Source organism: Bradyrhizobium sp. LM2.9, from assembly GCF_054056555.1.
Window position 1 is genome coordinate 1,618,834 of record NZ_JBSRYJ010000002.1, and the last position, 15,637, is coordinate 1,634,470.

Below are 15,637 nucleotides of genomic sequence, written 5' to 3' on the forward strand. Positions count from 1 at the left end.
ATGCATCGCTACCGGTCACATACATGCGGCGCGCTCCGCGAGAATAACATCGGCGAGACGGTCCGCCTTTCAGGCTGGGTCCATCGCGTTCGCGACCATGGCGGCGTGCTGTTCATCGACCTGCGCGACCATTACGGCCTGACCCAATGCGTGGTCGACCCGGACTCGCCGGCGTTCTCGCAGGCTGAAAAGCTGCGCTCGGAATTCGTGGTACGGATGGACGGCAAGGCCCGTCGTCGCCCCGAAGGCACCGACAATGACGATCTGCCGACCGGCAAGATCGAGATCTATGTCAGCGAGATCGAAGTTCTGGGCCCGGCCGGCGACCTGCCGCTGCCGGTGTTCGGCGAGCAGGAATATCCCGAAGACATCCGCCTGAAGTACCGCTTCCTCGATTTGCGCCGCGAGAAGCTGCATCAGAACATCATGACGCGCGTCGAGATCATCAAGTCGATGCGCCGGCGCATGGAGGGGCAAGGCTTCTTCGAGTTCAACACCCCGATCCTGACCGCGTCCTCGCCGGAAGGCGCGCGCGACTTCCTGGTGCCCTCGCGCATCCATCCGGGAAAATTCTACGCGCTGCCGCAGGCGCCGCAGCAGTACAAGCAGCTCTTGATGATGTCGGGCTTCGACCGCTACTTCCAGATCGCGCCCTGTTTCCGCGACGAGGACCCGCGTGCCGACCGTCTGCCCGGCGAGTTCTACCAGCTCGACGTCGAGATGAGCTTTGTCACGCAGGAAGACGTCTTCGCGGTGATGGAGCCTGTCATCACCGGCGTGTTCGAGGAGTTCGCCAAGGGCAAGCCGGTGAGCAAGAACTGGCGTCGGATTCCGTTCGCCGAGTCGCTGCGAAAGTACGGCAGCGACAAGCCGGACCTGCGCAACCCCATCGAGATGCAGGACGTCTCCGAGCATTTTCGCGGCTCGGGTTTCAAGGTGTTTGCGCGCATGCTCGAAGACCCCAAGAATCAGGTCTGGGCGATGCCCGCGCCGGGCGGCGGCAGCCGTGCCTTCTGCGACCGCATGAATTCATGGGCGCAGGGCGAAGGCCAGCCGGGCCTCGGCTACATCATGTGGCGCGAGGGCGGCGAGGGTGCCGGTCCGCTCGCGAACAACATCGGGCCCGAGCGCACTGCTGCGATCCGCGCGCAGATCGGCACCAAGGAGGGCGATGCCGCCTTCTTCGTCGCCGGCGATCCCGACAAGTTCTGGAAGTTTTCAGGGCTGGCCCGCAACAAGGTCGGCGAGGAATTGAACCTCACCGACAAGGAGCGGTTCGAACTGGCCTGGATCGTCGACTTCCCGATGTACGAGTACAACGAGGAGGACAAGAAGGTCGACTTCTCGCACAACCCGTTCTCGATGCCGCAGGGCGGCTTGGAAACGTTGAAGTCGCAGGATCCGCTGACCATCAAGGCGTTCCAGTACGACATCACCTGCAACGGGTACGAGATTGCCTCGGGCGGCATCCGCAACCACGTGCCGGAAGCCATGGTGAAGGCGTTCGAGATCGCCGGCTATGGCGAGCAGGAAGTGGTCGATCGCTTCGGCGGCATGTACCGCGCTTTCCAGTACGGCGCGCCGCCGCATGGCGGCATGGCCGCGGGCGTTGACCGCATCGTGATGCTCTTGTGCGGCACCAACAATCTGCGCGAGATCTCGCTGTTCCCGATGAACCAGCAGGCCATGGATTTGCTGATGGGCGCGCCGTCGGACGCCAGCACCAAGCAGCTCCGCGATCTGCATGTGAAGGTGAGCCTGCCGCAGAAGTGAGGCTGTCTCCGCAATGACGCCGAGAGAGCTGCGCCTCGTTTCCCTACAGCCCCGTCGACGCCTCGATATTGAACTGCGCCAGCGTGCCCTCCGGGTCGGCATTGAAGAGCTGCATCAATTGCATCAGCGGCACCTTCGCGCGCGGCGTGACTTTGACGACGAGCGTCTGGCCCGGCGTTTCGATGAAGCTTGCGACCGCATCCACTGCCGTGCCTGCCTCCGGATTGGCGGCGGCGATATCTGCTCGGTAGGCTTTGACGCTGTCGACGAGTGTCTGGCGTGCGGCGTCGCGGCTGACATTTCGCCCCCGTGCATTCTGCGTCACCGCGGAATCGACGAAACCATTGTCGCGCACTGAGAACTCGAGCGCGACAGCCTCAATCCGGGCCGCTTGACCCATCAGTTGGGCGGGATCGGTCGAAAACACTTCGCGTGGTACGTTGCTGAGCGCGATACGCAATTGCACTTTTGCGATCCGGATGTCGAGGGTCGCGGCCGTCAGAACGAAGCTGTTGGACTGTTCTGTCCACGCCGCGCCGAGATCGAGGTCGATCGCGAGCTTGTCGATCCCGCTGAGCATCAATGTAATCTGCTTCGGGTCGGATGGATCGGTGGGGATGACCATCTTGGCGACCGCATGTACCTTGCTCGGGATCGAGCCGATCATCTAGATATTTGACCGCGCGCCCTGTTGATGGGGCCGCAATCGGATGTTGCCACCGGGGCGCCCGCCGTGCTTCATCCCGTTTCCATGACCCGGAAATACCACCCGAAGGCGGGCCGGTCAGGACAACGTAGTTTGAGGCCGGTAACGCGAGGCGAGACACCGCATGTCGTCTTATTCCGATGATCTCCACCAGGCGGCGCTGGCCTATCACCGTCTGCCGCGCCCAGCGGAAAGCTCGAGATCCAGGCGAGCAAGCCGCTCGCCAACCAGCGCGACCTCGCGCTTGCCTATTCTCCAGGCGTCGCCGCCGCCTGCATGGAGATCGCCAAGAACCCGGCGGAAGCGGCGACGCTGACGATCCGCTCCAATCTGGTCGCCGTGGTCTCGAACGGCACCGCCGTGCTTGGTCTCGGCAATATCGGCCCGCTGGCCTCGAAGCCGGTGATGGAGGGCAAGGCGGTCCTGTTCAAGAAATTCGCCGGCATCGACGTGTTCGACATCGAGATCGCCGCCGACACTATCGATCGCGTGGTCGAGACCGTGGCCGCGCTCGAGCCGACCTTCGGCGGCATCAATCTCGAGGACATCCGCGGACCGGAGTGCTTCGAGATCGAGGCGCAGCTCAAGGAGCGCATGAAGATCCCGGTCTTCCATGACGACCAGCACGGCACCGCGATCATCGTTGCCGCCGCCATCACCAATGGTCTCAGGCTGAACGGCAAGAAGCTGTCCGACGTCAAGATCGTGGCGTCGGGGGCAGGGGCCGCCGCGATCGCGACGCTGAACCTGCTGGTGTCGATGGGCGCGCAGCGCAAGAACATCTGGGTCTGCGACATCGACGGCCTCGTGCACGAGGGCCGCAACACCACGATGGACCGCTGGAAGGCGGTCTATGCGCAGAAGACCGACAAGCGCACGCTGGCCGACGTGATCGGCGGCGCCGACATCTTCATCGGCCTGTCGGCACCGGGCGTGCTCAAGCCCGAGATGGCCAAGGCGATGGGCGACAAGCCCCTGATCATGGCGCTCGCGAACCCGACGCCGGAGATCATGCCGGAAGAGGCGCGCAAGGCGCGCCCTGACGCCATGATCTGCACCGGGCGCTCGGACTATCCGAACCAGGTCAACAACGTCCTGTGCTTTCCCTTCATCTTCCGCGGCGCGCTCGACGTCGGCGCCACCGCGATCAACGAGGAGATGAAGCACGCCGCCGTGGAGGCGATCGCACAGCTCGCGCGCGAGGCGCCGTCCGATGCGGTCGCGCAAGGCTTTGACACCGGCGAAACGCAGGGTTTCGGACCGGGCTCGCTGATCCCGAGCCCGTTTGATCCCCGATTGATCCTGCGCATCGCGCCGGCGGTAGCGAAAGCGGCGATAGAATCGGGCGTTGCGACCCGGCCCATCACGAATTTCGACGAATACACCGCGCTGCTCGAGCGCTTCGCCTTCCGCTCCGGCCTCGTCATGAAGCCGATGTTCGCCAAGGCCAAGACCCAGCCGGTGCGCGTGATTTACGCCGAAGGCGAGGACGAGCGCGTGCTGCGCGCCACGCAAGTGGTGCTGGAAGAGAAACTGGCGACGCCGATCCTGGTCGGACGTCCGTCGGTGGTCGAGGCGCGCATCAAGCGCTTCGGCCTCTCGATCAAGGCCGGCAAGGACTTCGACCTCATCAATCCCGAGGACGATCCGCGCTACCGCTCCTACGTGCAGTCCTATGTCGAGGTCGCCGGCCGCTGCGGCGTCACGCCGGATGCGGCGCGCACGGTGGTGCGCACCAACAACACCGTCATCGCCGCGCTCGCGGTCGTGCGCGGAGAGGCCGACGCCATGCTCTGCGGCGTCGAGGGCCGCTACATGAGCCATCTGCGCCATGTCCGCGAGATCGTCGGGTTCTGCCCGGGGATCAGCGACTATGCGGCGCTGGCGCTGCTGATCACGAGCAAGGGCGCCTTCTTCATCGCCGACACCCAGGTGCGGCCCAATCCGAGCGCCGAGGAGCTCGCCGAGATCGCTTCGCTCGCGGCGGTTCACGTCCAGCGCTTCAACATCAAGCCGAAGATCGCCTTTGTGTCGCATTCGGATTTCGGCAGCTACGACACGGACTCCTCGCGCAAGATGCGCCGGGCAACCCAGCTCCTGAAGGAGAAGCACCCGGAGATCGAGGCCGACGGCGAGATGCAGGGCGACACCGCCCTCTCAGCCGCGGCGCGAAAAATGGTGCTGCCGCACTCCAAGCTCGAGGGTGAGGCCAACATCATGATGATGCCGAGCCTCGACACCGCCAACGTCGCCTATCAGATGATCAAGTCGCTGGCGGACGCGCTCCCCGTCGGCCCGATCCTGATCGGCCCGGCGCGCCCGGCCCACATCCTCACCCCGTCGGTGACGGCACGTGGCATCCTCAACATGACCGCGGTGGCCGTGGTCGAAGCGCAGGAGCGCGCGGCCCGGCAGCAGCCGACGTTGTTTACCTGAGGCGAACTGAAGCGCCGCCGGAGGTGCAATCCCTTCTCCCCTTGTTGTGGGAGAAGGTGGCGCGAAGCGCCGGATGAGGGGAAGTTCGTGCGCGGGGCTATTTTTGAATTACTTGCAGTTAGCGATTTCCCCGTTTGTAAACCGGCGAATGACTCTTCATAATCGCTCGGTGCTTTCGTCAAGGTTGCGATTTCAGAAAGCCTGAGCCAAGAGGCCGATCATGCCAGCGTTCGTGACTTTCGGGCGAATCCTGTTCGCCGTGCTGTTCATCTACACGGGCGCGGCAAGACTGTTTGCCATGCAGGCGACGGTTGATTTCATCACCGCCAAGGTCGTGGTGCCCGAGATGATCGCGCCTTACGCCAAGCAGATCGAGACGGCGACGGCCATGTCCACGCCGCAACTGCTGGCGATCGCGGTCGGCGTGCTCGAGATCATCGGGGGGGTGATGATCGCGCTGAATTTCGGTGCGCGCTTCTTCGCGATGCTGATGATCATCTATGTCGCGGTCGCGACCTTCCTGTTCTACGACTTCTGGAACCAGGCGGCGCCCGAGAACGCCAAGATGCTGGTTGACGCGCTCAAGAACCTCTCCATCATCGGCGCGCTGTTCATGATCATGGGCTACGGCCGCGCCACGCGTCCGGCCGAGGCGGCCTACGGGGACGTGTGAGGCTAAACCACCTACGTCCTACGCCACGGCGTGACGGTTACGTCATGCGCCGCATCGAGCAGATACGGCGTGCCCGGCTTCATCCCGTGTGACGCAAGCACCTCGTGCGGCGTCCGCGCCGGTACATCCACAAAACAGCCTTCGCCGCCGGGCAGCCGCAGATGGGGGGCTTCCGACAGCCAGAACGTGTCGTAGCGGTCCATGAACATGTCGAACACGACGGGGCCGCCGATGATCGCGATGGTGCCGGAGGCGACATCGGCGAAGGCGCAGGCCTCCTCGAAGCGCGCATGATCCGGATTCCACAATGTCGCGTTCGGCATCTCGGGATCGACGGTCAGAGCCTTGATCTTGCGGGTCAGGATCAGGCGCTTGCGCTTGGGTGAATTCGGCTGCTGCTCGTGGGAGTGCCGGCCGTGCACGACCAGCGCGGCGCGATCGAGCGCCTGTTCGAAGAACAGCTTGTCGCCTTCGAACTTCAGGCTGTCTGGCATGACGTGCGCCGGATCGGCGAGCATGCCGTCCGCGGAGACGATGACGTAGCCTTCGAAGCGGAAAGACAATTGCCGGCTATTCGGAAACTGTCGTGACGACGCTGTTGACCGGCCGGGTGCTGACTGTCGGCAGCTTGACGTCCTTGAGCAGCTCCTGATCGTATTCGGGCAGCGACGAGGCGGGGAACTTGGCGCGCATCGCCACCACCTTGTAGCCGCCCGCCTTCAGGCGCTTGAGCAACTCGGGCAGGGCCTCCGCCGTATGCTTCTGGAAGTCGTGCATCAAGATGATGCCCTTGCCCTTGCTGTCGAGCTTCTTCATCACGGTCTCGATCACCTTCTCGGGCTTCGAGGCCTTGAAGTCGAAGGAGTCGATGTCGCAGGAGAAGATCGCGACGTTGCGGTTGCCGAGATAGGTGACCATCTCCGGCGGGTGCTGGAGCGCCGGGAAGCGGAAGAACGGCGAGGGCGAGATGCCGCCGAGCGCCCATTTCACCGCGGAAAGACCCTTCTCGATCTCTTCCTTGCGCTGCTGCTCGCTGAGCTTCTTGTTGTTGAGGTTGGCGTGCGACCAGGTGTGGGTGCCCACGGTGTGGCCGGCCGCGTAGACCTGCTTCAGGATCTCCGGCTCATAGGTCGCGTGCTTGCCGATCGAGAAGAAGATGCCGGTGGTGCATTCGTCGGCGAGCGCCTTCAGCACCGCGGGTGTGTTCTTCGGCCATGGACCGTCGTCGAAGGTCAGCACCACCTCCTTGTCGCGCAGGAAGTCGAGCTCCTTGAAATGCTCGAAGCCAAAGCCGGGGCCACCCGTGGTGTCGATCTCGACGGTGCGGGCGACGCCGAGTGCGCCGGGCGTGTTGCAGGCGGCACGGGCAGGCTGCGGCGCTTGCTTCGGCGGCGGTGGGAAGGCCGGTTGCGCCGGTGCGGCGGCTGCAGCCGCGGGAGCAGCAGGTGCTGGAGCGGGCACTGCGGCGGGTGCCGCCTGGGTAGCGGCTGCAGGTTTTGCCGCGGGGGTCTGCGACCAAGCCGCGCCTGTCAACGCAACTGACATCGCGCTTGCCAAAATCAGTCCTGCTGCCACACGCATGGTGTTGTCCTCGAGATTGATCCCGTTGTTCTGCCGTGGCTTTTCGCTTCCGGCAAAACCATCCTGCCCCAAACAATCCTAGCCTAGATGGTGGGCCCTCGCCATTGCAACGGCTGTTTGGCGCCTCACCACAATTGTGCCCAACCGGATTGGGCTGCGGCCCGTCAGCTGTCGGCCAGCGTCTTGGCGATTGCCGTCTTGATCCGCGTGTCGGCCGGCTCGACCGTGGATGCAAAGACGTCGGCGATGTAGCCGTCACGGCCGATCAGATATTTGTGGAAGTTCCATTTCGGGACCTCCTTTGGCCGCGCCTCTGCCGCCCATTTGTAGAACGGATGCGCCTTCGCACCGACCACGACGGCCTTGGCCGCAATCGGGAAGGTAACGCCATATTGGTGGTGCGCGGTCTCCGAGATCTCGCTGATGCCGCCGGGCTCCTGTCCGCCAAAATCGTTGGAGGGAACGCCGATCACGGTGAGCCCGCGTTCGCGAAACTCGCTCCAGATTTCTTGCAGGCCGGCATATTGCGGCGTGTAACCGCAGAGCGAGGCGGTGTTGACCACCAGCAGCGGCTTGCCGGTGAAAGCCGCAAGGCGGATGTCGTCGCCTGACAATGCAGGGAAGGAAAAGGCGTAGGCCGGTATACGGCTCATGCCGCCGTTGGCCAATGCGCGAGTTGCGGATGCGGCCGTCGTCAGAAGCGCGGCGAGCATGGTCCTGCGGTTCAGCATGGCGGCGTCCCCCGACCTGATCCGGGACTCACCTTACTCCGCCGCGGCGATCAGCCTGCTCAACACCACGTTATCTGACGCGATCTGACGCGGCGAACTGCTCAGTAGAGTCGCACGATGAAGTCGGTGCCTTCGCCGGTCTCGCCCTGGTTGATGCCCTGATCGGAGATGATGATCGATCCGCCCGATGTCAGCATCTCGTTGATCTTGACCATGGTGTCGGCAGGGATCGAGACGCGGTCGAGCGCCTCGGCCGGGCTGTCCGGTGTCACCACCGGCTTGATGGCGACGGGGATGACGGCGGCACCACTCTGGCGGCGTGTCGCGCGGCCGTCATCTTCGCGCGCGGCAGAGCGGACGGACACTGGCAAGGACACCACCGACCAATGCAGCGCATTGGCATCGGCTTTGTCGACTTCGGCGGTGAAGACATGCGTGCCGAGCGGCCGATCGCTCGCTGCGATCGTGACGGGCACCTCGAATAGCGGCGCAAAGTTCTGCCGCACGTAGAGCTTGGAATCCTTGCGGCTGATGAAGACAGCGATCTGGCCGGCGCGCTTGGGCGCTTCCGGCTTTGCGGCCGGCGCCGGATCGGCGGCGCGGGCTTCGTCCTTCTTGACGTCAGGCATGGCGGCCTGTGCCGGCGCGGTGGCTGGTGCATCGGACGTCTTCGCGGGCTCGGACTTTGCGGTGTCAGACTTTGCGGCGTCAGACTTGGCAGCCTCTATCTTGTCTCCCGCAGCCGCCGAAGCCTTGGTCGTTTCTTTGGTCGTTTCTTTGAGCGCCTCCGCGGCTTCGACAGGCTTCGCTTCGGTGCTTGCGGGTTCCTGTGGCTTGGCCGCGTCAGATGCCTCAGCGGTCTTGGTCTCAGGCTTTGCCGTCGGCTCGGTCTGGGTCGATGCCGCGGCTTCGCCGCGGGTCGGCGCAGTGCCGGTGGTCACGTCCGACATTACGGTGTGGCCTACCGACGAGCGCAGCTCGAGCGCGCCGTCGGCGCTGGCGGTCTTCGTTTCAGCCGGCTTGGCTTCGGCGGCCCAGGTATTGGCCGCGTCCTTGTCGGCCTTGTCGCCGGCATTGGTCTGCGGCTCCAGGCTGGCCGCGGGTTGCGGCGGCACGCGCACGGAGGCGAGCAGCGGATGTGAGAAGTTCTGCGGCGATATCTGGCGGGGCGAAACGATCACGCGCGCGCCCATCCTGGTCCAGTTCCACATCTTCACCGCGAACGCCATCGGCATGCGGATGCAGCCATGGGAGGCCGGATAGCCCGGCAGCACGCCGGCATGCATGGCGATGCCGGACCACGTGACCCGCTGCATGTACGGCATCGGCGCGCCGCTATAGATGTTGGAGTGGTGGAATTTATGCTTCTGGATGACACTGAACACACCCATCGGCGTCGAATGGCCCTTCATGCCCGTCGACACCGGAGATTCCGCGAACACGCCGTTGGTGTCGTAGACCGTGACCCTCTGCCGGTCGATCGAGACGACGATGACGAGAGGACCTTGCGGTTTCGTGCCGGCTTCTTTCTCGGCAACGACGCCTTTCTTGCCGGCCGCGCCGCGCTTCTGTGGCTTCTGGCGCGGGACTTCGGAATGGCGCTCCTGGCGCCCGTAGAACCCGTCGGAATAATCCGTCCAGTAATAAAACGCTGCGTCTGCCTGGCTTGCCGTACCGATCGCACCCGCCGCCGTCAAAATGGCGACCTGCCAAAGCCGCGTCGGTTTGGCAGAAAAATCGGACCCTTTCACGCTATTCATCTTCCAATCCACAATCCAAATCAGATGTTAGTCTCTCAGAGGGGATACGCGTTCACCAGCACGGCAGTTCTGCCATCAGCTACTTTTGTCCAAACCGTAACAAGAAAGCCTCACGGAGCGGTAAACGGCGGGCGTGTCGGATTGCGGGCCGTCTTCCTGATCGGCCGCCATATGCCTACATTGCAGGGACTTGTTACCGGAGAGCTTCATGTCATCTCGTTTCCCCGGTCTTTCCGGCATCCGCTTGAAAGGCCTCGCTTTATTCCTCCTGGCGCTCACCTGGTCGGCTACGTCCGCCTCCGCCGCGGACGAGCCCGATCTGATCTTCCGCCGCTCGACCGTGTTCAAATGGATGAGCCCGAACGACAAGCTCGCGACCTACGGCTTGGACGATCCTGAGGTCGAGGGCGTGGCCTGTCATTTCACGATACCGGAGAAGGGCGGCTTCAAGGGCTGGTTGGGCCTTGCCGAGGAGGTTTCGGACATCTCGCTCGCCTGCCGTCAGGTCGGCCCGATCAAGTTCAAGAACAAGATGGAGCAGGGCGACGACATGTTCCGCCAGCGCCGCTCGCTCTTCTTCAAGAAGATGCAGATCGTTCGCGGCTGCGACGCCAAGCGCAACGTGCTGGTCTACATGGTTTATTCGGACAGGCTGATCGAGGGTTCGCCGAAGAACTCGACCTCGACCGTGCCGATCATGCCATGGGGGCCGGCGGACACAAACGTCCAGAAGTGCGGCGAGTTCTTCACTCAGTGACGCGCTTGCGTTCACTCAGTGACGTTTGCGTTCACTCAGTGACGCCTGCGCGGCTGGCGCGGGGTTTTGCAAGATGCGAGCCGGTCAGCCGCACGAACATCTGTGGCACGGCCTCAAAGCCACGGCTCGATTGCAGCACCATTTCGCCGGACGAGGTGGCGCCGCTGCGAACGGGTCGTTGATCTCCGCGGTCTGTCCGTAGGTCCGCATCGCGCGGCGTTGCGCGATCTTGCGCCATCATGATGGCCATTCCTCAAATGAACGCGCCCGGTGATCCGGACTCCAGGTTTCGATGGCTTGGGTCGCAGCCGAAGCGCCCCCGGTTCAACAGGGCCCAGCCTTCGTTCGGCTTCTCTTCAGCAGAAAAATGTAAAATGCATGTGAAGCGTGTGAGGCGGGACCATGACGGCGTCTATCGTCCGGCGTACGTCCGAGCTCGCACGGAACCTGCCAACGACATTGGGCAGCGGCACGACCCATTTGAAAAGATTGAGATTTTCCGTCGAATGTGTCGTCGCCCCGAGCGGGACGAAACAATTCTCACGGAGATGAAACCATTTTCGGCCTTTGGCGCATCACACGCGAAACCGCCCATGGTTATCAACCTCACAACGACGACGGCTCACCGCCGGCCACCGAATTCGGAGACAAGTCCATGCGCACGCTCAGCCTCATCCTTGCTTTCGGTTTCGTGCTCGCCGGCTCCTCGTTCGCAGGCTCGCCGGACGGCAATCTCCCGGGTGTCGGCACCTTCCGGTACAGCGGCTCGCCAATCACGACCACTGCGCCGCAGCCGATCGTGGTCGCCGCGCGCTTCTGATCGCCAACAACAAAAAAACAGCCGATAAAGGCCATCATGCTTGTTCGTTTCGGCGCTGCGGCGTTCATATCTGTTCTGACGATCAGTGCCGCCCAGGCCCAGGTGCGTTCGCCCGCGAGGCTGCCGGATCCCCGCACCGAATTCATGCGTCAGTGTGCGCCGCGCATGCTCGGGCGCTGGGAACATCCGGCGGAAGTCTGCGGCTGCCTGCACGACCATGCCGCCGCGGTCGTCGAGGATCGGGATTTGCGCGAGGCGCTGCTGCGCGGCATCAGCGAGACCGGCGTGCCGACGATCGAGACCGATTGGGTGCCGACGTCCAAGCAAGGCGAGATCGGGCCGACCTTCACCAAAATCGCCAAGCCGACCCTGCAATGCATGTTCGATCCGGCCAAGTCGTAGCCGTCATCTCGATCTTGGACCGTGTCGCGGCACGCAGACGCTGGTCCGCGCCACGCCCTTCTCAGTCATCCTGGCGCCGCGCACTTCCTTGATCTGTCCGGCGGGGCAGGTTCCGTCATCCACCTGAACGCGCTGGCCGAGCTTGAGATCGACGATGTCCTGCTCGCGTCCGATCGTGCCTGCGTGCGCCGTCGCGGCGAGTGCGCTGGAGATCAGGAGCGAGAGGCAAGTCGCACGGCGCAGCAGCATGGCGTGAGGTCCCGGCATCAATGCCGCAATGTAGGGAGCGGCAGCCGATTCTCATAGTGAACGTTCGTCATGCCCGCCGGGCGGGCTTGCTCCTCGCACGCAAGGCCGCGCGCGATTCCCGCGCGAGCCGCTCGGCGGATGCCACCAGCTTCGGAATCGCGTGGCCCGAAAATCCCAGCACGAAACCGGGCAGGGGACGTGCCCGTGAATAGGTGTCGGCCAATAGCCAGCCTTCGGCGCCGGCGGCCTGCTTGGCTTCTGCCGCAACGGGCAGGTCCACCGAGGGATCGAACCGGGCGACGAGATGCAGGCCCTGTGACGGGACCGGCACCGACAGCACGCCGTCGGATGCGGCTTCCAGGGTCTCGGCCAGCGCGTCACGCGCCTCGCGGTACAGCTTGCGCACCCGCTTCAGGTTCGCGGCAAACGCGCCGGAGTTGAGCATGTCGGCCACCGCGCCCTCCATCAGCGTGCCGGGAAACCGGTCGAGCGCGGCCCGCGCGGCGGTGACGTCCGCGATCAGGCGCTCGGGCAGGGCGCAATAGCCGATGCGCAGGCCCGGAAACAGCGTCTTGGCGAACGTGCCCATGTAGATCACGCGCTGGAGGTGATCGATGCCGGCAAGCGACATCAGCGGCGCGCCGTCATAACGGAACTCACTGTCGTAATCGTCCTCCAGCACGAAGGCGCCAGCCTGCTTCGCCCAGTCCAGCAGCTCGAGCCGCCGCGGCATCGACATCTGCACGCCCAGCGGAAACTGGTGCGACGGCGTCACATAGGCTGCGCGCGCGGACCGCGCCGCATTGCGGCCCCTGGCGACACGCATGCCGTGCGCGTCGACGGGAACGGGCACGGCGCGATAGCCGCAATGCGCGATGGTTTTCCGCGCAGCCGGGTAGCCGGGGTCTTCGCACCAAACCTGGTCGTTCGGCTTCAGGATCGCGCTCAGCACGATACGCAGCGCATGCAGCGTGCCTGACGTCAGCATGATCTGATCAGGATCGCAGCGCAGGCCACGCGCCGACAAAAGATGATCGGCGATGGCGGCACGCAACTCGCGGCTTCCACGAGGATCGCCATAATGCAGATGCTCCGCGCCAAAGGCGCGCATGCGCCGGCCGATGAAGGCGCGGAAACGCTGCACGGCTCGCGCGTCGATATGGGTGCAGCCGAGCGAAAACGCGCCTTGCCCCGGCGTTTCGACGATGATCTTCGGCCGCTTCGGCTCGGCCGCGCGCGCGGGGATACGCGCGGCGACGAACGTGCCGGAGCCGACGGTGGCGTCGGCAAAGCCGTCGGCGATCAGGCGCTCATAGGCGGTGACGACGGCGTTGCGCCGAAAGCCGGTCTGTTTGGCCAGCGTGCGCGACGGCGGCAGCGGCTCGCCGGGTTTCACCAGGCCGCCGACGATCATCTCGCACAGTGCCTGATACAGCCGGTGCGCCGACGAGGCGGCGGCCGTGATGTGCGGACCGGTGAGGTCGAGCGGCAGCTCGGCCTTGGCCGGCGAAGGGAAAGAATTGGTCGGAATTTTTTGCATAGAATTGGCACTATCGCAGACCAAATCTGTGGCTACAACTGCTCTGGAATTGTTTCCAGTCCGACAGGAGCGGCCGTGAGCCAGACCGAGAGCCAAAATTCCTATCCGACGTCCGCGCGCAACCAGGTGAAGCGCCGTCACGACCGCGGCTTCTACGATCACGATACCGTTCATCGCATCCTGGATTCCTCGATGCTCTGCCATGTCTCTTACGCGATCGACGGCCAACCCTATTGCACGCCCACTTTCTTCTGGCGCGAACGGACCAAGCTGTACTGGCACGGATCGAGCGCCAGCCGCATGCTGCGCAACCAGACCAAGGGCGAACGCGTGTGCCTGACGGTCGCCCATCTCGACAGCCTGGTGCTGGCGCGCTGCGGGTTCAATCACTCGGCCGACTACCGCGCCGTGATGGCGTTCGGCACCGCCTATCTCGTCACCGATCCAGAGGAGAAAGAGCGCGCGGTGATCGCCATGGTCGACCGCTTCTTCCCGGATCGAACCGCGAGCCTGCGGGTGAGCAACACGCAGGAGATCAAGGCGACCTCCTTCATCGCGATGGAGATCGAGGAAGCCTCCGCGAAGGTCCGTGCCAAGGGTGTTGCCGACGATGACGAGGACTACGAATTGCCGATCTATGCCGAACGCATTCCGGTGCGCACCGTGCTCGGCGCGCCGGAACCTTGCCCGCGGCTGCTCGACGGCGTGAGCCGGCCGGCGACACTGAATGGCTATTCCGAGGGCCGGCTGCTCGAAGATGCATTGCGGGATGCCTATTTTGCAGAGTACCCGAACGGCTGAAATCGGCTAGCTTGCGCTCCATCGATGATCTGAATGCCCAATTGGAGTTGCCCGATGAATGCCGAAACGCAGCAGAGGATTCTTGACGCCGTCGACGCCGGCCTCGAAGCCCAGCTTGCGACCACAAGCGATTTCGTCTCGATCCCCTCGACCCGCGGGGCGGAGGGACCGTGCCAGGACATGATCGGCGACCTCCTGCGCGAGCGCGGCTACGAGGTCGACGACTGGCACATCAATGTCGACGACCTCAAGGATATGCGCGGCTTCGGGCCCATCGAGCATGACTTCTCGAAGGCGCGCTCGGTGGTCGGGACCTATCGTCCGCAAACGAATGGCGGCAAATCGCTGATCCTGCAGGGCCACTGCGACGTCGTGCCCGCGGGGCCGCTGGAACTGTGGGACACCCCGCCGTTCTCGCCCGTCATCAAGGACGGCAAGATGTTCGGCCGCGGTGCCTGCGACATGAAGTCGGGCACCATCGCAGCGCTCTCGGCGCTCGATGCGATCAAGGTCGCGGGCCTCAAGCCGACGGCGCGGATTCATTTCCAGTCCGTGATCGAGGAGGAGAGCACCGGCGTCGGTGCGCTCTCGACGCTTCAGCGCGGCTATCGTGCGGACGCCTGCTTCATCCCTGAGCCGACCGGCGGCAAGATGGTGCGCTCGCAGGTCGGCGTGATCTGGTTTCGTCTGCGCGTGAAGGGCCATCCGACCCACGTTGCCTTCGCCGGCTCCGGCGCGAACGCAATCATGGCTGCCTATCATTTGATCCAGTCGCTGCAAAAGCTCGAGGTCGAGTGGAACGAGCGTGCGAAAGCCGATCGGCACTTCAAGACGCTGAACCATCCGATCAACTTCAACCCCGGCATCATCAAGGGCGGCGACTGGGCTTCCAGCGTGCCGGCCTGGTGCGACGTCGATTGCCGCATTGCAGTGTTGCCGGGCTGGTCGATCGCCGATCACCAGAAGGAGATCATGGCCTGCGTTGCTGCTGCCGCGCGCAACCACCGCTTTCTCGCCAACAATCCGCCGGAGATCGAATGGTCGGGATTCTTGTCGGAGGGGTATGAACTGACTGACGCCGCCGCGCCCGAGGCGGCGTTCGGCAAGGCCTTCAACACCGTCTATGGCGGCGAGGTCGAAGACCTCGTCTTCACCGCGCTCACCGACACCCGCTTCTATGGCCTCAATCACGGTATCCCAAGCCTCTGCTTCGGCGCGAGCGGCGGCGAGATGCACGGCTTCAATGAATTCGTCGATCTGGACTCGCTGAAGAAGACGACCAAGGCAATGGCACTGTTCATCGCAGATTGGTGCGGGGTGGAGAAGGGGTAGGCTCTCTTTCCGCCGTCATTGCGAGGAGCCCTTGCGACAAGCAATCCAGACACCGCGGAGGCAGACTGGGTTGCTT

At 64.0% G+C, this 15,637-nt stretch carries 15 protein-coding genes and 1 pseudogene; 8 read left to right on the forward strand and 8 right to left on the reverse strand.

Annotated elements, in window-relative coordinates; genetic code table 11:
• Positions 1 to 1,773 (forward strand): aspartate--tRNA ligase, encoded by a 1,773-nt coding sequence (aspS, locus tag ACVWW3_RS09045; RefSeq protein ID WP_247443463.1) that lies wholly within the window; start codon positions 1 to 3, stop codon positions 1,771 to 1,773.
• 43 nt (positions 1,774 to 1,816) lie between these two features.
• Here the strand turns inward: aspS and ACVWW3_RS09050 are convergent, their stop codons facing one another.
• Entirely contained in the window at positions 1,817 to 2,440 is a 624-nt protein-coding gene (locus ACVWW3_RS09050; RefSeq protein WP_456650277.1) for a hypothetical protein, read from the reverse strand.
• A gap of 163 nt (positions 2,441 to 2,603) precedes the next feature.
• Here ACVWW3_RS09050 and ACVWW3_RS09055 point away from each other — a divergent pair.
• Positions 2,604 to 4,915, forward strand: a pseudogene (locus ACVWW3_RS09055) (NADP-dependent malic enzyme).
• Positions 4,916 to 5,135: 220 nt separating this feature from the next.
• The gene (locus ACVWW3_RS09060; protein WP_247346422.1) at positions 5,136 to 5,588 is read left to right on the forward strand and encodes a DoxX family protein; all 453 of its coding nucleotides are present in this window, start codon (positions 5,136 to 5,138) and stop codon (positions 5,586 to 5,588) included.
• Positions 5,589 to 5,599: 11 nt separating this feature from the next.
• Here ACVWW3_RS09060 and ACVWW3_RS09065 read toward each other — a convergent pair whose 3' ends face one another.
• The 4 genes from ACVWW3_RS09065 to ACVWW3_RS09080 form a co-directional block, all read right to left on the reverse strand.
• Positions 5,600 to 6,151, reverse strand: a complete 552-nt coding sequence (locus ACVWW3_RS09065; RefSeq protein WP_247443467.1) for a dihydrofolate reductase — start codon at positions 6,149 to 6,151, stop codon at positions 5,600 to 5,602.
• A gap of 7 nt (positions 6,152 to 6,158) precedes the next feature.
• Positions 6,159 to 7,169: a polysaccharide deacetylase family protein gene (locus ACVWW3_RS09070; RefSeq protein WP_247346437.1), complete on the reverse strand. Its 1,011-nt coding sequence runs from the start codon at positions 7,167 to 7,169 to the stop codon at positions 6,159 to 6,161.
• A gap of 164 nt (positions 7,170 to 7,333) precedes the next feature.
• The gene (locus tag ACVWW3_RS09075; RefSeq protein WP_247443468.1) at positions 7,334 to 7,900 is read right to left on the reverse strand and encodes a glutathione peroxidase; all 567 of its coding nucleotides are present in this window, start codon (positions 7,898 to 7,900) and stop codon (positions 7,334 to 7,336) included.
• A gap of 101 nt (positions 7,901 to 8,001) precedes the next feature.
• Entirely contained in the window at positions 8,002 to 9,660 is a 1,659-nt protein-coding gene (locus ACVWW3_RS09080) for a L,D-transpeptidase family protein (protein ID WP_456650276.1), read from the reverse strand.
• Between the two features lie 208 nt (positions 9,661 to 9,868).
• Between ACVWW3_RS09080 and ACVWW3_RS09085 the strand changes: the two genes are divergently transcribed.
• Entirely contained in the window at positions 9,869 to 10,417 is a 549-nt protein-coding gene (locus ACVWW3_RS09085; protein WP_456650275.1) for a CreA family protein, read from the forward strand.
• Positions 10,418 to 10,448: 31 nt separating this feature from the next.
• Here the strand turns inward: ACVWW3_RS09085 and ACVWW3_RS09090 are convergent, their stop codons facing one another.
• Positions 10,449 to 10,658, reverse strand: a complete 210-nt coding sequence (locus tag ACVWW3_RS09090; protein WP_456650274.1) for a hypothetical protein — start codon at positions 10,656 to 10,658, stop codon at positions 10,449 to 10,451.
• Positions 10,659 to 11,072: 414 nt separating this feature from the next.
• On the opposite strand from ACVWW3_RS09090, the gene ACVWW3_RS09095 reads away from it, so the two are divergent.
• Complete coding sequence (locus ACVWW3_RS09095; protein WP_247346471.1) at positions 11,073 to 11,237, forward strand: hypothetical protein; 165 nt, start codon at positions 11,073 to 11,075, stop codon at positions 11,235 to 11,237.
• 36 nt (positions 11,238 to 11,273) lie between these two features.
• A complete protein-coding gene (locus ACVWW3_RS09100) occupies positions 11,274 to 11,639 on the forward strand; it encodes a hypothetical protein (protein ID WP_456650273.1) in 366 nt (121 codons plus the stop codon).
• A 3-nt stretch (positions 11,640 to 11,642) separates the two neighbouring features.
• On the opposite strand, the gene ACVWW3_RS09105 is transcribed toward ACVWW3_RS09100, so the two are convergent.
• Positions 11,643 to 11,888: a DUF6719 family protein gene (locus ACVWW3_RS09105; RefSeq protein WP_456650272.1), complete on the reverse strand. Its 246-nt coding sequence runs from the start codon at positions 11,886 to 11,888 to the stop codon at positions 11,643 to 11,645.
• Between the two features lie 67 nt (positions 11,889 to 11,955).
• Positions 11,956 to 13,428 (reverse strand): MocR-like pyridoxine biosynthesis transcription factor PdxR, encoded by a 1,473-nt coding sequence (pdxR, locus tag ACVWW3_RS09110; RefSeq protein ID WP_456650271.1) that lies wholly within the window; start codon positions 13,426 to 13,428, stop codon positions 11,956 to 11,958.
• 75 nt (positions 13,429 to 13,503) lie between these two features.
• On the opposite strand from pdxR, the gene ACVWW3_RS09115 reads away from it, so the two are divergent.
• Positions 13,504 to 14,229: a pyridoxamine 5'-phosphate oxidase family protein gene (locus ACVWW3_RS09115; RefSeq protein ID WP_456650270.1), complete on the forward strand. Its 726-nt coding sequence runs from the start codon at positions 13,504 to 13,506 to the stop codon at positions 14,227 to 14,229.
• Between the two features lie 54 nt (positions 14,230 to 14,283).
• Positions 14,284 to 15,561 carry an ArgE/DapE family deacylase gene (locus tag ACVWW3_RS09120; RefSeq protein WP_456650269.1) on the forward strand — a complete coding sequence of 426 codons (1,278 nt, stop codon included), beginning with the start codon at positions 14,284 to 14,286 and terminating at the stop codon, positions 15,559 to 15,561.
• Positions 15,562 to 15,637 lie beyond the last annotated feature (76 nt).